Genomic DNA, 15,212 nt, shown 5'->3' on the forward strand with positions numbered 1-15,212 from the left:
AAGTCCGCTTCGTAGTGGCTACCATCCGCCTGCGGTCCTTGGTGGTTGCAGTGTCGGTCCCGAATCAGCCGCACAACGGGGCCTTACCCAGTGCGCACACAGCCAACTTGACGAGATTCCAGAGAGTGTCTATATTTTTTTCTCGTAAGAAAAAGCGAACGGAAGTTCCCCCGCCTGAAGTGGTGTAGTTGGCTGTTTGAGGGGGAAGAACCGTTGCAGTAAAACCTGGTCGTCGACAGCTTGAGACGATCAGCGCAGTACCAGTAGGACCTGGTCGTCGGACAGCTTGAGACGGCCAGCGCATCACCAGCACCACCTGGTCGTCGACAGCTTGAGACGGCCAGAGCAACACCAGTAGTACCGGGCCGTCAAGCAGTAGGAGACGGATACAGCAATACCAGCAACACTGGTCGTCGGACAGCTTGAGACGACCAGAGCAGTACCAGCAGTACCGGGCCGTCAAGCACTAGGAGACGGATACAGCAGTACCAGCAACACTGGTCGTTGACAGCTTGAGACGGCCAGCGCAGCACCTGTAACGCGGGGCGGGCAAGTTGAGCGCATTCTGATGCACTCCTTGCCCGCCCCAGACCGTTAAGGCCTAAAGTTGGCGGATTTGTCGTCGCGCCCTTAGCGGCTGGTGGCTCCTAGGTCTTCCAGAGCCCAGGTGAGGATCTTCAGGTCGAATGGGTGCAGGACCAGTGCTTCGTGCAGGTAGGCATCGAATTCGAGGGCCGGCGCGTTCCCGCCGTGGGCCCAGTACCTGATCCAGAGCCGATCAAGGGTTATGGCGCGTTGTTTTATGAGGTTGCGTGCTGTGTGCCGTGGGTCGTTCATGGTTGCTGTCCCGTTGTTGTCGGCGCCTCCTGGATCCCAAAATATCGATCAGGTTCCTTAGTTTTAAGTTACCTTCTGGTGATTTTTTTTCGCAAATAGGCCGGGATTTTGTTTCGCTCCATGAGCTTCGAAATAGGTCCCCACCCCGGTAGGAGGCGCAGGCAGGCGTTGGGCTGGGCTTAGCTCAAGGGCAAGAGACCAAGTATCCGACCGGGCCATCGCAGGTGGGGTGGAGTTGGAGCGCCGTCCGCTAAAGGATCGATGCTTACGGGACGAGAAGCTGGGCCCTGCGGGAAGCTGTAAACGACAAACCACGCCCAGTATGCTGCGACGCCGGTTAGTCTGCGGGTATGAAACCTCGCGGGACGCTTATCGCGGCTCTTGTGCTGGTGGTCATTGTGGTTGCCTTAATTGTGGCTTGGGCAAGTTTCGGTGATCGCCCAGGCCCCATGAGCTCTACGGCGCTCAGCAGCGTCCGGTGACCGATCCCTCACCGGACATCTGCGATACGGGGCGAATCGACACCGCGCCCCCGGAGCTCTCGGGCACGGAACATACCAGAATATTTTGTCACTGGGCAATGTTGACGCACTTCTTCGCGGATGATCACGAGTGTGTGCCAAGCCAGCCGTCAGCTTGGATAGGAAAACAAGTTCGGGCAATCTGACCATGCACCAGCACTAGACCAAGATGTCGCGAGTACTGACTTGAAGCTGGCCACACACATAGTCTTTGACGTTTGCTCTGTGGTGCTGCTCGTTCGGGGCACGATTTTGATCGCGTGGTGTCGCGCCTGCACGCGTTAGCCGATTGCCCGGAGGCCTATTCCTTTTCTTGGTTTCTTACTTGGTCCGCGCGTTGCCGCAGCACCTGTCGATCGTCCCAGAACCGGGCACCCAGGAAGGCACCTCCGCCAGCTCCTATCAGGGCCGTTACAGCCAGCACCACCGGACTCGGACTTTCCATCCCGAGAGCCAGGAAGACTACCCAAGCTGCGGGCACCGCAGCAACTACAATTCCAGCCGCAAAAAGGAATACAAACATCGACTTCTTCATGGTGGTTCTCCGTATATACCGCGTTGGTCGCTATTTGATGAGGGCTGCGGCTTGGTCCAGCATGGACTCGAGCTTGGCAAGATCAGCGTACGGAACAGCGGTTCCATATGACCGGCCAATAAGGATGACGCCACGTTTCGCAGCAGTAAGCATCAGCTGTTCCTGCGAACCCTCCCCCGGGACAATGGCTGATGTCTTATAGGCCACCGCCCCTTCAGTCATGGCGGAAGTCGTCATGCTCGTGGTGCTTGCCTCGATACTGTGCCCCCGGACCGTCACCTGCATGGATTCACAAGAATCTACATTGGTGGACTTGCCAGTCAATATCGCCTCTACCTTGTCCTCGGGCAGACCGGAGACCACAGTCAGTGACACACTTGCCTGTTCGTTCGAACCTGCCGACATGCCCATGTTGACGGTCGCTCCGGTCTCCAACATCTCGCTACCCTCAACTGCGAACCCCGCGCAGGCGGCCGGCTCTACGGTGCTGTTGGTTACGGCTTCTTTCGCCAGTTTGAGGGTGTCTTCCAGCAGATCGTCTGGCATCGGCAAAAGGGGCGCGTCATTAGAGTCCCGAACGTCTCTAAGAATCTTCTCGAGGTCTGCTCATGTGTACGTCTTGGGTGGGTCCCCTGCGGCCGTTACTGACTCAGGCCCTGGCGAGGAAGTCGAATCAGTTGAAGTGCCTCCGTCACCACATGCGGTAAGGCCTGCAAGCAGGAATGCGGACATGACGAAGCCACACAGAGTGTTCTTTTTCATTTGTTTCCCAAAGACTTTCAAGTGATCTGCCGACGCGCGTGAGCCGCTCAAGAATACAGCTAGAAGCGAGACGAAGTGCCTCCTCGATTCCCAGCAGCTATCGGCAGGGTGAGTTCCTCGGGGTGCAGGGACCCTCGCCTCAGGGCAGCAAGCGCCCCTTGCCCCACCCTGACAGACCTGCCCGTAAGCCGTGCTCCCAACGTTCTGAGGCATGCAATTTTCACATGCCGCCCCCTACGCTGCTCCGCTCGGGAACCGCTGATTCCGTTCAAGACTCATGAAAGTCGGGGCAGTTTCTGGGCTGGCCGGTCTGCAGTTCCAATCGTGGGCCGTTTCGGCATGCAGACAGCAAGGGCCGCGACCCCGTGGGGGTCACGGCCCGGAGCTTGCGGGACTGCTATTTGATCAGTGCTGCGGCCTGTTCCATGAGTTCGCTGGCGGTGGCAACGCCGTTGGCTTCAGCGCCCTTGCCGGATGCCGTAGCGGAAATCAGCACCCCGTCCTTGATGGCGTAGGCCATATAGGTGGTTTGTGCGGAGCCGCTGGCTGTGGACATGTCGGTCTTGTAGGCCACAGTTCCGGGGACCGTGCTGATGCCGTCGAACTTTGCAGTGGAGACGTTCATCGATTGGCCAGACATGGAGAGCGTCATCTTCGCGCACTTCTCGGCCTGGGCGCCGCTCTTGTCGATGCTGTCCTGGAGCTTCTGCTTATCGAGCCCGGAAGTCAGGGTCACCATTGTCATGACCCCAGATTCAGAGTCCAGATCTGCGCCGGCCGCCGTGGTTGAACCGGCGAGGGTCTCACTGCCGCCCAGCGTAGCAAGGTCCTTGCACTCAGCAGGTTCAACCGTGAACATGCTTAGGAGTGCTTTCATGGGATTCTCTTGGGCGAGTTCCTCGCTGGAGGCAATGGTCAATTCCTTGCCGGACTTGGGCTTGATCTGCTTGACCAGTTCAACGAGCTCGTCGTTGGTGTACTGCTTGGCGACGGTGGGCGTAGGCGACGCCGTAGCCTCAGACGAAGCTGTATCAGTGGAACCCGTTGACCCACCGCATCCCGACAGTGCCATTACTACCAGCGCCGACATTCCAACGCTCTGCAGCGCAAACTTCTTCACTTCTGTTCCCCCCATTGGGTTTACTTTTTACAGCCGGGCGGTTCCCAGCTGAGATAACACTATCTGTCGTTAAGGTGTGGGTCCGTTAGTCCCTGAACTGGGGAGGAAACGGCCAGGTCAGGCATCAACGCCGACCGTGACCCACACCCTCCATTGAAGTACCAGAAACAACACACAACCCATGCGCAGCTTGATGAAACAGCCAGCCACTACATTCGGAAAACCAAAGAGGGGAGCCTGTGGCATGTCAGCTAGAACTGGGAAAACGAGAATCCGCGTCCGGTGAGGGATCCTCGAAGGAACAATGCTTCAAGACTGGGACGCACAATGGTTACGAGTAGTCGACGGATTCCTAGATGCTTCGAGGCAGCGCCCACTGTTGCCCTGCATCATGCGCTGCCTCGAGAAATTGCTCGAGTGTCAGCATGAAGTCCGGCTCGGTGCCCCAGCCGCCCTCGAATCCGTCGTAAAGATCATCGAGCATCACGATGTCCTGCATGAGCGATGGTCCCTCGTGGCCGATAACAGAGTGAGCCCAGGCCGTAAACTCCCGAATCGGAAGTTCACCGTGAATCACTTGCTGGGCAAAGTAGCGTGCTGAAATCAGGAGTGCGTCGTCCTTAGTCATTTCGGATGTCGGGAGGTCCAGACTTTTCAGAGACGCGTCAATCAGTGCGCCGAGTTCGAAAACGTTTGCGTTCACGGGACTGCCGGCGAGCTCACGGATTGGTTCGGTGTCAATTCCTTCGACGAGGGCTTGAGTCGCAGCCGAGATCGCTGTTGGTGCTGCATTTTGCCGGCTGAGCCACAACGCGCGGGCAGCGATCAAATCGAGGGCCGCCGGGGTGGCCCCGCCTGAGAATTTAGAGCGCATATCGCCAGCATATGCGCCCGGCTCAGGTCGGATGCATACCTGGCGAGTCGGGGACGTGGACCGTCCGGTAAAGGATCCTCTTGCGCGCAGCCCCGTGCGCCAAATTGCGCTGTGAAACCACCGCCATTTATCTGTGACTGTTGGCGGTAAATGGCGGTCTTTTTTCGGCGCTAAATGTCGCCCTGCTAGTCGGCAAGCGCTCGTGACCGCCTGTAGAACGTCGCTCGGGACATACCGAGATCGCGGGCTACCTGCGCCGCGGGCTCGCCACCTTTGACCAGGCGGACAGCGCTTCTGATCTGGCTATCAGTGACCCGGCGGGGCCGGCCGCCAAGGTCCTTGCCAGCTTCTCTTCGTTTGATTATGGAATCCGTAACACGTTCGCGTTTGATCTCGTGTTCCATCTGCGCAAGGGCGGCCATGATCGTGAACAACATAGAGCCCATCGGTGTTGCGGTGTCGACGTCGCCTCCGCCCAGGTTCAGGACGCGGAGGCCGGCGCCCCTGCTGCGGAGTTCATCGGCGAAGGCGAGCATGTTTTGGGTGGATCGCCCGAGGCGGTCCAAAGTCGTGATGACGAGGGTGTCACCCTCGATGAGTGCGTCGAGTGCTTTATCGAACTGTGGTCGTGAAGCACGTGCTCCGGAGACTCCGTCGTCGATGTAGAGGTCATCGCGTCGAACGCCGGCGGCCAGTAGATCCGCCCGCTGCCGGTCGGTGGACTGCTGCCGTGTTGAAACTCGTGCATAGCCAATAAGTTTAGACATGCAGGCCTCCAATGTGTCTCATAACTAACGATTAGTACCCCGATTCAAGCAGACGGTTTCGAGACATAGTTATGAGAATCGCCGGATGCAGAGAAGGTCGCAAGATTTCACCGTAATCAGGATCCGGCAGGACATAGTCGGTGAGACGTCTCGTATCCCAAGGGTTGTGATGCGGCCCCTTGAAGAGTTGGCCTGTTCTGTGCAACGAGAAGACCCAGCTCATTATTGGCTTGTGAGTCACGAGCTGCAGTTAGCGGCCCTTGTACTCGTCGTCGGTGATGTGCTCGCCCCAGGTGGTGGTTTTGGACGGGTCCTGTCCGTTTTGGAGCATGGCGACGTGTTCCATAAAGCAGCCGGGGGCGGCGGCGTGCCAGTGCTCTTCGCCGGGTGGAGTGTAAAGCGTCTGGCCAGGGTGGACTTCGATGATCTTTCCGTCCCGGGTACCGAAACGGCCGACGCCTTGGGTCACGCGAAGGTACTGGCCGTGCTGGTGGGAGTGCCAGGCAGTTCGTGCTCCGGGGGCGAAACGGACCGTGGCGACGACCATGGTCTGGTCATCCTCGTGGGGTAGAGCGATCGGGTCAAGCCACACGTCCCCGGCAAACTGGGCCGGCGGGTTCTTGGTGGTCGGCACTAGGGGTTCGATGTTCATGTTTTTCCTACCTGTTGTGTGTAAAGGCATTCTTGGCGACGCCATGAATCACATGCCCTTGGACCAGTCGGCGTAGAGCGGGACGTGGGTGATGGTTTCGATGAATTTTCGTGGGTGACGGCATGGTGTCGGCCCGTGGGGAAGAGCTTACGGCCCCCCGTTGGCGTTGCTTCCCATCGCGTGTGAGGTGTCCGCGGTGATGGGGGCGCTGAGGAGTGCGTGGAGTTGTGTTGTGGTGAGTGCCCGCACGGGGAGTAGTGCGGTGTCGTCGCGTTGAGGGATCAGGCCGTCGAGCATCACCCAGAGGTAGCGGCGGTACAGGTCGGGGGCATCGCTTCGTTCTTCGATTTCGGGTCCGTCCTGCACGACGTTACTGATGCCGATGCAGGCTATCTGAAGAAAGATCAAGTCGGTCCCGGTAGCGTCGGGGCGCAGTACTCCGGCGTCACATGCACGTTCTGCCACGCGATTGACGAGGGGTGCGAGCCGGTTGCGGCTGTGGTCGTGCATTTCCGGCCGCACACGACGTCCGGTAAGTAGTTCAGCCATCCCGCGGTCCCTCACATGCAGAGCGAGCGACTTCTCCAAATAGTGCACCAAGGCGTCCCACGGATCGTCCATGGCAAGAGACTCATTCAGGATTGCCTCAAGTTCGCTGTCCTGCAGACAGCGAATCGCGTCGATGAGGTCTTCCTTGTTGGCAAATCGGCGGTAGGCGGTTCCCACCCCGACGCCGGCGTGATGGGCGACATCGTTCAGGGTCGCGTCAAGGCCGCGCTGGGCGAAGACCTCCCGCCCCGCTTCCAATAATCGTGCGCGATTCCGAGCGGCATCCTTGCGCAACTTTACTTCTGTCATGTCTCCCAGCTTATCAAAGCGGTTGCGGCGTATCCGCTTCTGTGATAATTTCTTTATATGGATGCGAGCTATCCGCTTTGAATATCCGGGTTTAGGCTGTCGGGCAGCCCAGCTCGCCCTGAACTCCGATATTCAGCCCAGTCTCTTCCGAGCCTTCTGGGGGCTTTGAATCCGAACATTTTGCGGTACCAGCGCTCCGCCGCCTGGCGGGAACATGCGGCCGCACTGCCGACTAGAAGTGAAGGAAAACATGCTGACATCTGAGCAGCGTCGCGATGCCGAGTCTGCGATTACACGCTTGATCTACACCTACTGCCATCGTTTGGATGGCGCCGACTTGGCCGGCGCTGCCGCGCTGTTCGAGAAGGCCCGCTGGCAACTCTCACCCGAGGTGGTTTGTCAGGGCGCTGAGGAGCATCTGGCGGCCCTGCAGGTCATCCGAGTCTACGGTGACAGGCTCGGCACCAGGCATGTGGTGAGCAATTTGCTTATCGACGTTGCGGAGGACGGCGAAACCGCTAAGAGCGTCTCGTATGTGGATTCGATCCAGGTAACGAAAGACTTCCCCCTGCAGCTCATATTCCAGGGGCGTTACCTCGACTCGTTCGTCTTTGAAGACGGAGCCTGGCGATTCCAAGAGCGTGTTGTTGACGCTGACGGCGTCGGCGACATGAGCGCCCACCACAAGCCCGTCCCGGGTGCCACGGCGTAACCCTTTCAGTGCGGCGAGCCGCCCGCCTTCCGATGGTTGCCCCCACTGGACACGCAATGGTGTGCGCGATTTTCACGTTGAACCGAAGATGGAAAGAGAAGAGATGTCCTCGACAGTTACTTTCAATAATGGTGTCACCATGCCCGCGATCGGTCTTGGAGTATTTCAGGCTGCCCCCGAGGAGACGGTCACGGCTGTGCAGACGGCGCTGGAACTCGGGTACCGGCACATCGACACTGCCGCAGCTTATTTGAATGAGCGGGAGGTGGGGGAGGGCCTGCGCCGCTCTGGAGTACCTCGGGATGAGGTGTTCATCGAAACCAAGGTGTGGATCACCGACTATGGGTATGAAGAGACGCTCCACGCGTTTGAGAAGAGCACCAAGAAGCTCGGTGTCGAGCAGCTGGATTTGCTGCTCTTGCACCAGCCGTTGACCGCGAAGTTCGACCGGACGATCAAGGCCTATAAGGCGCTGGAAAAGCTTTTGGCTGACGGTGCGGTCCGCGCCATCGGCGTGAGCAACCTGGTCCCGGCCCGCCTCGATGCGCTGCTCGCTGAAACGGATATCGTGCCGGCGGTCAACCAGATCGAGCTGCACCCGTACAACGTCCATGCCGAAATTCAGGCCAAAAACACCAAACACGGGATCCTCACCCAGGCGTGGTCCCCGATCGGTGGCATCCGCAGCTACAACGGGGCACCCACCAACCCTTTGAACGACACCACGATCCGCGCCATCGGCGAGGTTTACGGCAAAACGAACGCCCAGGTCATGCTCCGCTGGCACATCCAGCAGGGCCGCTCGGCCATCCCGAAGTCCATCAACGCCGAACGCATCGCCCAGAATTTTGACGTTTTCGACTTTGAATTGACCAGCGACGAGCTGGCACGGATCGATTCCCTGGACACCGGGGACACCCTCGATATTGACAGCCTCGACCTCGAGGCTTCCGGCATCGTTATTGACGAAGCCTGAGTATCACTGCACACCAGTCGGGCCGCATCTGTTCGGCGGCCCGACTGGTCCTGTTTCATCGATTAGACGCCCGGATACGGCGTCAGGAAGAAGGGCATCATGGCTACCAGGCTCAACGAAAGGGTAGCGACGGGCGCCGGCACCACTAATGGCATGACCCGCAGCCGGACCATCACCTTCGCCGTTGCCGGCGGCCTCGCTGTCGGGAACCTGTACTGGGCCCAACCCCTTATCGGAGAGATCGCAGGCCAGCTCCAGGTCTCTTCCACCGTCGCCGCGTCCTTGGTAACCGCCACCCAGATCGGTTACGCGTTGGGGATCTTTTTGATCGTTCCTCTTGGTGATGTTCTGAACCGCAGGAGGATGATCCCCCTCATCCTCGGATTGTCAGCGCTTGCGCTCCTTGGCGCCGCTGTGGCCCCCACGTTCTCGCTGTTGCTCGCCGCGCTTGGCGGAGTAGGCTTGACCACCGTTTCAGCGCAGTTGCTCACCCCGCTGGCCAGCGAACTGGCCGCTCCTGAGCAGCGCGGCCGCGTGCTGGGCACGATCGCCTCCGGAGCCCTCATCGGTATCCTTTTGTCCCGTACCATCAGCGGAGCCGTCGCGGAATTCGTTGGCTGGCGGGCCATCTACGTTCTTGCCGCGATCCTCAGCGTCGCCCTCGCTGTGGTGCTGTCCTTTATGATCCCCCGGCTGGAACAGCGCCCGGCCACGAACTACTTCCGTTTGCTCGGGTCCGTGTTCACCACCGTTGCCCACCACCGCGCCGCCGCACCCACGATCCTGATCAGCGCCGCGGTGTTCTCCGTGTTCTCCCTGTTCTGGACCTCGCTGACCTACCTGTTGTCGGCGCCGCCTTTCTCCTTCACCGTCGGCCAGATAGGCCTGTTCGGCCTCGCGGGGCTCGTCGGTGCCGTGGCCGCGCGGCGCGCGGGCATGTTCCACGACCGTGGCTGGTCAGTACCAGCCTCCGGCGTCACGCTCGGTCTGCTTGCAGTGTCCCTCGTCGGTGCCTGGCTGGGTCAATCCTCCGTGATCGCCATGATCGTCGTCGTGATCGTTTTGGATCTGGCCGCACAGGCGACCCTCGTGCTGGGCCAGACACGGCTGCTGTCCCTGCCCGGCCAGAGCCGCAGCCGCTTGAACACAGCATTCGTGGTCAGCAACTTCCTTGGCGGAGCGATCGGTTCCGCCCTTGCCGGGCCGCTCTGGGCCGCTGGCGGGTGGACCACCATCACCGTCACCGCCGTGGCCATCGTCATCGTCGCGCTCCTGGTGTGGGTGTTCACCCGACGCGGTGCTCTCACCGACCAGAACTGACACCACTAACACCAGAAAGAGATGACAAAATGTCCCGCATTTTCATCACTGGATCCTCCGAAGGACTCGGCCGCAATGCCGCACTGGACCTCCTGGCGAATGGGCACGAGCTCGTCCTCCACGCACGAAACCCCCAACGGGCCCAAGCACTCAGTGACCTGGCCGGCCGTGGGGTGCGGGTAGTCACCGGCGATCTGGCCCACACGGACGACGTTCGTGCCGTGGCAGAGCAAATCAACAGCATCGGCCGGATGGACGCCATCATCCACAACGCCGGCGTCGCGGACGGAGCACCGATTTTGCCGGTCAACGTCGTAGCGCCATACCTGCTCACCGCGTTGATCGAGCGCCCTGACCGGCTTGTCTACATCAGTAGCGGCATGCACCGCAGCGGGCGGGAAGACCTGACCGGCGCGGATTGGTCCGGGTCCCGGGCCACCAAATCGTACTCCGACTCGAAACTGTTCATCACCGCGCTCACGATGTTCCTCGCCCGCACCTGGCCCGATGTCCGCACCAACGCGGTAGACCCAGGCTGGGTTCCCACCCGCATGGGCGGTTCCTCGGCGTCCGATGATCTCCGCGAAGGCCACCTCACCCAGGCATGGCTGGCCGGCAGCAAGGACCCAGGGGCCGACGTCACCGGCGGGTACTGGCACCACATGCGTCAGCAAAAACCCCACCCGGCCGCCCTGCATCAGGACTTCCAGGACGAGCTCGTCGCACAGCTCGGCGACCACACCGGCGTTCCCTTACCGTCACCAGCTGACCAGCTCAGCGGCCAAAACTGAGAACACGCACCGTGGAAGCGGCCCGCTTCCACCACGCCCTGCCTCAGAGCCGACGGCATCTGCGGGGCCACTGGCTGAACCCTCAACATCCCAACCGTTCGCTTCTTGTAAAAGGAGAACCATGACCAACGATTCCATCACCGCCAAGCGCACCTGGCTCATTACCGGGGTTTCGAGCGGCTTCGGGCGGAAGCTCGCCGAGCAGCTCCTCGCACGCGGGGACCGTGTCGTCGGCACCGTGCGCAAACCCGAAACCGTCGTCGACCTGCAAGAGCAGTACGGCGACGCCTTCCGCGTCCAGTTGCTCGACGTAACCGATGTCGCGGCCGTGCGCTCGAGCGTTGATCGAGCCTTCGGAGATCTTGGCCGCATCGACGTCGTGGTCAGCAACGCCGGTTACGGACTCTTCGGCGCCGCCGAAGAGCTCTCCGACAAGCAAATCCAGGACATTATCGACACCAACCTCACCGGCTCGATCCAGCTCATCCGTGCTGCGCTGCCGCACCTCCGCGCCCAGGGCGGGGGACGGATCCTCCAGATCTCCAGTTACGGTGGGCAAGTCACCTTCCCCGGCTCCTCGATGTATCACGCCACCAAGTGGGGCATTGAAGGCTTTGCGGAGTCGGTCTCCCAGGAAGTTGCCCCGTTCGGTATCGGTATCACGATCGTCGAGCCCGGCTCAGCGCGCACCGAGTTCCTCGGAGCCAGCATTCAGATCGCGGACCAGCTCCCGGCCTACGAAGGAAACCCGGCTCACGCGTTCCGGGGACTACTCGGCATCGACGCGCCCGGGGACGCAGACAAAATGGTCGCCGCGATGATCGACAGCGTCGACGTCGTGCCCGCACCGCTTCGGCTGCTGCTCGGCTCTGACGCCTACGGCACCACGCACCAGGTTCTGCAGGACCGTCTCACGGCACTCGAAGCACAAAAGCAGCTTGCGTCCACCACGGACGTGGACTGACCATCCGGAGCAGCGCCACGAACCACGGCTCCAGTCATCAGATGAACGACCGTGGCGGACCAGAGTGCCGCTTCAGCCGTATAAACCACACCCAACCCACCCCAATGAAAGAAGGATCCTCATGACTGACCAACCCAAGCAGGTAGGCGGCGGACGTAACCTGTTCGAAGACTTCGCCCCCAAACTCGCCGCCCTCACCGACGACGTGCTCTTCGAGGACGTTTGGAACCGCCCCGAACTTGCGGCCCGGGACCGAAGCCTCATCACCGTCGCGCTGCTCGCCGCCGGCGGTCACTACCCGCAGCTCGAGTTCCACCTCGGCCGTGCCATAGAGAACGGCGTGACCCAGGAAGAGCTCATCGAAGCCCTGACCCACGTCGCCTTCTACGCCGGTTGGCCCTACGGAATGGCCGCCATGGGCGTAGCGAAAAAGGTATTCACCGAATAGCGGTCAAGTCTGCTGACCGGTAGCCGGCAGGGCGACCAAGGTCACCGAATCGGACACCGAGATCGTGGATCGTCCGACTGATCCATTGGGGGAGGGCCGACGAGCCTCAGGACTTGCCTGGCCCTCCTCCACCCGGATACCGAGTGGAACACTGTGACCACCGCTCAATGCTCCCTACTTGGTATCTGCGGGACCCGCACAATCAACCCGAAAGCGCACGACATCAAGACGTTCGCTCCGTCCTGTAAACGGCATGAACCGATACCGGCACAGTGCCGAGGATCACGGGACAGGACCTCCAGCATCTAAGGAACACCGCATGCATACGAACGAGTTCACCCGACGGTCCCTCATCCTTTCCGGTGCCATGCTCGGCGTCGGATTGCTCTCATCCTGCAGCAGGACTGAGCCATCGCCGCTGAACTCTCCTTCTGTCCCCAAGCCCTCCGAGCCGGCCGATCTCCATGCCCGTCCGCAGGGCGACCTTTACGGTATCGACATGTACAACACGCAGGCGGTCGCTGATGAGCTCGTCTACATCGACGGGAACGTCAGGCCATTTGACGGTGAGGCCAAACGCGTGCTCATCACCGGTTCAACGGCCGGTGCCGGCCAGCTCGCCGCCGCCTACCTTTCGAAACGCGGCCACGCGGTCGTCGCCCACGCCCGCAACGCCCAGCGCGCCGCCGACGTGCGCCGCGACCTGCCCGCCTTGGAGGGCGTGGTAATCGGCGATCTCCGGAATCTCGACCAAACCCGGGCCCTCGCCGAGCAGATCAATGCGCTCGGGAAGTTCGACGTGATCATCCATAACGCCGCCGAGTACCGTCTGTCCGGCCCCGAACTCCTGAACTCCAACTCACTGTCGCCGTACCTGCTCACCGCGCTGGTCACCCCACCGCAGCAGCTGTCCTACCTTTCTTCCAACCAACAGCTCAGCGGTGGCCTCAAGCTCGACGAGATCCGTTCCGGCGGTGGCATCAGCTACCCGGACAGCAAGTTGCACATGGCGATGATCGCCACCGCCGTCGCACGGCTTCGACCCGATTCCCAGGTCAACGCGGTCAATCCCGGCTGGATCCCCACGTGGATGGCCCTCCAGGACGGGCCGTACAGCAGGGACGACCTGCGCGCCGGTTACATGACTCAAGTCTGGCTGGCTGAAGGCGTCGAACCGGGAAGTGACGTCACCGGCCAGTACCTCTTCCACCAGGAGATCGAAACCCGCATCAACGATCTCCTGCACGACGAGAACGCCCAAGACCAGCTACTCGCGGCCTACGCCGAGCAGACCGGAGTGATACTGAACTGAAAAGCCGGCATCCACTGGCGCGACCTCGTGCAACCCGCGAAAGCCGCATATCTCTCCGTGTCGCGACCAAGTCCATGACCGGCAGACTTTCACAATAAGCGCCCTCACCCGCACCGAACTTTGAATAACACCAGCAAACAAGCCTGAAGGAGCTCACCGTGGAAGGCCTTGAAATTATAGTCCTGCTGGGGGCCGCGGTCCTTACCGGCGCTGTTCTGGCACCACGGCTGCGCGTCGCGGCACCCCTACTCCTGCTGGTGTTCGGACTGATCCTCGGATTCGTTCCCGAGCTGCAGGACATTGAGCTTCCCCCGGAGACGGTACTGCTGGTCTTCCTGCCCGTCATGCTGTTTTGGGAAAGCCTCACCACCTCGCTTCGGTCAGTGCGCCGGGACTTCCGTGGAATCGTGCTGATGAGCACCCTCATGGTCGTCGCTACCGCTTTCGGTGTCGCCGGCATCGCCCACCTGCTCGGGCTACCCTGGAACGCGGCCCTCATCCTCGGCGCAGCCCTCGCACCACCGGATGCCACGGCGGTCGCAGCTCTTGGTCGGATGCTCCCGCATAGAAACTTCATGCTGCTCAAAGCTGAAAGCCTCACCAATGACGGGACAGCCCTCGTCGTGTACGGGATCGCGGTAGGCATCAGTGCCGGCGGCAGCTACACGCCCCTGACTATCACGGGGCTCGTCGTTCAGTCCTACCTCGGGGGCGCGGTCGCCGGAGCCGCCGTCGCTGGCATTGCCTACCTGGTGATGCGCCGACTCAACGATGCACTCTTGATGAACATCGCCCTGTTGATCACCCCCTTCGCGGCTTTCCTTGCCGCCGAGGTGATCCACGCCTCTGGTGTCCTCGCTGTAGTCGTCGCCGGCCTGATCGTCTCCTTCACCTCAGCCAGGGTCAGTACCGCGGCGTCCCGGCGGCAGACCGAGTCGACGTGGCCATTGGGCTCCTATCTGCTCAACGGATCCCTGTTCGTCCTAATCGGGCTGCAGGTCCAGGCAATCGCCCACGACATCGACGCCGGGGACATCGGCAGGCTCCTGCTCACCACCGTGGCCGTGTGGCTGACCCTGTTAGTCGTACGCTTCACATTCCAATCCCTGCTGGTGATGATTATTCGAGCCCTTGACCGACGCCCCTCCCAGCGGGAGCGCCGGATGAGCTACCGGGCACGCGTGGTCAGCGCCGTCGCTGGCTTCCGCGGAGCCGTATCACTGGCGATCGCGCTTTCCGTGCCCCTGATGATGGACGGCGGGCAGGCCCTGCCTGGCCGCAACGACATCATCTTCATCACCGCCGGGGCGATCGTGCTGACACTCCTCGTGCAGGGACCCCTTCTACCGAAAATCGTTCACTGGGCAAAGCTTCCGGACGACACAGCGGACACTGAACTGCAGCTGACTGAACGGGCACTGAACGACGCCGCCCTATCCGTGCTGCAAGAGGCCGGCGACACCGCTGCAGGCAAAAACATCGGAACGGAAACGCGTCAACTAATCCTGCACGAGTACGAGTCCCGCCGCGAGATACTGAAGGCTCAAACCAAAGCTACGGAGCAACAGCATGGCAAAGAGGCCCACCACACCGACGAGACGCTGCTAAGGATGGACATCCTCGCCCGGAAGCGACAGGTCCTCCAGCAACTGCGCCTCGAAGGTGCCATCGACGACGCGATAGCCAGACGCTTCCAAACCCGCCTCGACGTGGAAGAACAGCGCCTGACCGGTGTCGAACCCATCGACTAGCACGGCCGTCCC

16 protein-coding genes are annotated in these 15,212 nt (G+C 61.0%); 9 read left to right on the forward strand and 7 right to left on the reverse strand.

What is annotated here, in order from left to right; translation table 11 throughout:
* Nucleotides 1-630 precede the first annotated feature (630 nt).
* Nucleotides 631-837 (reverse strand): hypothetical protein, encoded by a 207-nt coding sequence (locus tag J7I86_RS11560; RefSeq protein ID WP_214819962.1) that lies wholly within the window; start codon nt 835-837, stop codon nt 631-633.
* A gap of 350 nt (nt 838-1,187) precedes the next feature.
* Here J7I86_RS11560 and J7I86_RS22810 point away from each other — a divergent pair, with 350 nt between their 5' ends.
* Entirely contained in the window at nt 1,188-1,319 is a 132-nt protein-coding gene (locus J7I86_RS22810) for a hypothetical protein (protein WP_286179694.1), read from the forward strand.
* Between the two features lie 604 nt (nt 1,320-1,923).
* On the opposite strand, the gene J7I86_RS11565 is transcribed toward J7I86_RS22810, so the two are convergent.
* The 6 genes from J7I86_RS11565 to J7I86_RS11590 all read right to left on the reverse strand — a co-directional run bounded on the left by J7I86_RS11565 (nt 1,924) and on the right by J7I86_RS11590 (nt 6,926).
* Nucleotides 1,924-2,439: a hypothetical protein gene (locus J7I86_RS11565; RefSeq protein WP_214819963.1), complete on the reverse strand. Its 516-nt coding sequence runs from the start codon at nt 2,437-2,439 to the stop codon at nt 1,924-1,926.
* A 613-nt stretch (nt 2,440-3,052) separates the two neighbouring features.
* The gene (locus tag J7I86_RS11570) at nt 3,053-3,790 is read right to left on the reverse strand and encodes a hypothetical protein (protein WP_286179695.1); all 738 of its coding nucleotides are present in this window, start codon (nt 3,788-3,790) and stop codon (nt 3,053-3,055) included.
* A gap of 337 nt (nt 3,791-4,127) precedes the next feature.
* Nucleotides 4,128-4,649 (reverse strand): hypothetical protein, encoded by a 522-nt coding sequence (locus J7I86_RS11575; RefSeq protein ID WP_214819965.1) that lies wholly within the window; start codon nt 4,647-4,649, stop codon nt 4,128-4,130.
* 185 nt (nt 4,650-4,834) lie between these two features.
* Entirely contained in the window at nt 4,835-5,416 is a 582-nt protein-coding gene (locus J7I86_RS11580; RefSeq protein WP_214819967.1) for a recombinase family protein, read from the reverse strand.
* 250 nt (nt 5,417-5,666) lie between these two features.
* On the reverse strand, nt 5,667-6,068 hold the full coding sequence (locus J7I86_RS11585) for a cupin domain-containing protein (RefSeq protein ID WP_214819969.1): 402 nt from the start codon (nt 6,066-6,068) through the stop codon (nt 5,667-5,669).
* Between the two features lie 147 nt (nt 6,069-6,215).
* Complete coding sequence (locus J7I86_RS11590; RefSeq protein ID WP_214819971.1) at nt 6,216-6,926, reverse strand: TetR/AcrR family transcriptional regulator; 711 nt, start codon at nt 6,924-6,926, stop codon at nt 6,216-6,218.
* 250 nt (nt 6,927-7,176) lie between these two features.
* Here J7I86_RS11590 and J7I86_RS11595 point away from each other — a divergent pair, with 250 nt between their 5' ends.
* From J7I86_RS11595 to J7I86_RS11630, 8 genes are all read left to right on the forward strand, one after another.
* On the forward strand, nt 7,177-7,638 hold the full coding sequence (locus tag J7I86_RS11595; RefSeq protein WP_214819973.1) for a nuclear transport factor 2 family protein: 462 nt from the start codon (nt 7,177-7,179) through the stop codon (nt 7,636-7,638).
* A 103-nt stretch (nt 7,639-7,741) separates the two neighbouring features.
* Nucleotides 7,742-8,614 carry an aldo/keto reductase gene (locus J7I86_RS11600; RefSeq protein WP_214819975.1) on the forward strand — a complete coding sequence of 291 codons (873 nt, stop codon included), beginning with the start codon at nt 7,742-7,744 and terminating at the stop codon, nt 8,612-8,614.
* A gap of 99 nt (nt 8,615-8,713) precedes the next feature.
* Nucleotides 8,714-9,934 carry an MFS transporter gene (locus J7I86_RS11605; protein ID WP_214819977.1) on the forward strand — a complete coding sequence of 407 codons (1,221 nt, stop codon included), beginning with the start codon at nt 8,714-8,716 and terminating at the stop codon, nt 9,932-9,934.
* 29 nt (nt 9,935-9,963) lie between these two features.
* Complete coding sequence (locus J7I86_RS11610; protein WP_214819980.1) at nt 9,964-10,725, forward strand: SDR family NAD(P)-dependent oxidoreductase; 762 nt, start codon at nt 9,964-9,966, stop codon at nt 10,723-10,725.
* Nucleotides 10,726-10,846: 121 nt separating this feature from the next.
* Nucleotides 10,847-11,689: an SDR family oxidoreductase gene (locus J7I86_RS11615; RefSeq protein ID WP_214819982.1), complete on the forward strand. Its 843-nt coding sequence runs from the start codon at nt 10,847-10,849 to the stop codon at nt 11,687-11,689.
* A gap of 121 nt (nt 11,690-11,810) precedes the next feature.
* Nucleotides 11,811-12,137, forward strand: a complete 327-nt coding sequence (locus J7I86_RS11620; RefSeq protein ID WP_214819984.1) for a carboxymuconolactone decarboxylase family protein — start codon at nt 11,811-11,813, stop codon at nt 12,135-12,137.
* Nucleotides 12,138-12,456: 319 nt separating this feature from the next.
* Nucleotides 12,457-13,449 carry an SDR family NAD(P)-dependent oxidoreductase gene (locus J7I86_RS11625; protein WP_214819986.1) on the forward strand — a complete coding sequence of 331 codons (993 nt, stop codon included), beginning with the start codon at nt 12,457-12,459 and terminating at the stop codon, nt 13,447-13,449.
* A 158-nt stretch (nt 13,450-13,607) separates the two neighbouring features.
* A complete protein-coding gene (locus J7I86_RS11630; protein WP_214819988.1) occupies nt 13,608-15,200 on the forward strand; it encodes a Na+/H+ antiporter in 1,593 nt (530 codons plus the stop codon).
* The last annotated feature ends 12 nt before the right edge of the window (nt 15,201-15,212 follow it).

This window comes from Arthrobacter sp. ISL-95 (assembly GCF_018613695.1).
Classification (GTDB): domain Bacteria; phylum Actinomycetota; class Actinomycetes; order Actinomycetales; family Micrococcaceae; genus Arthrobacter.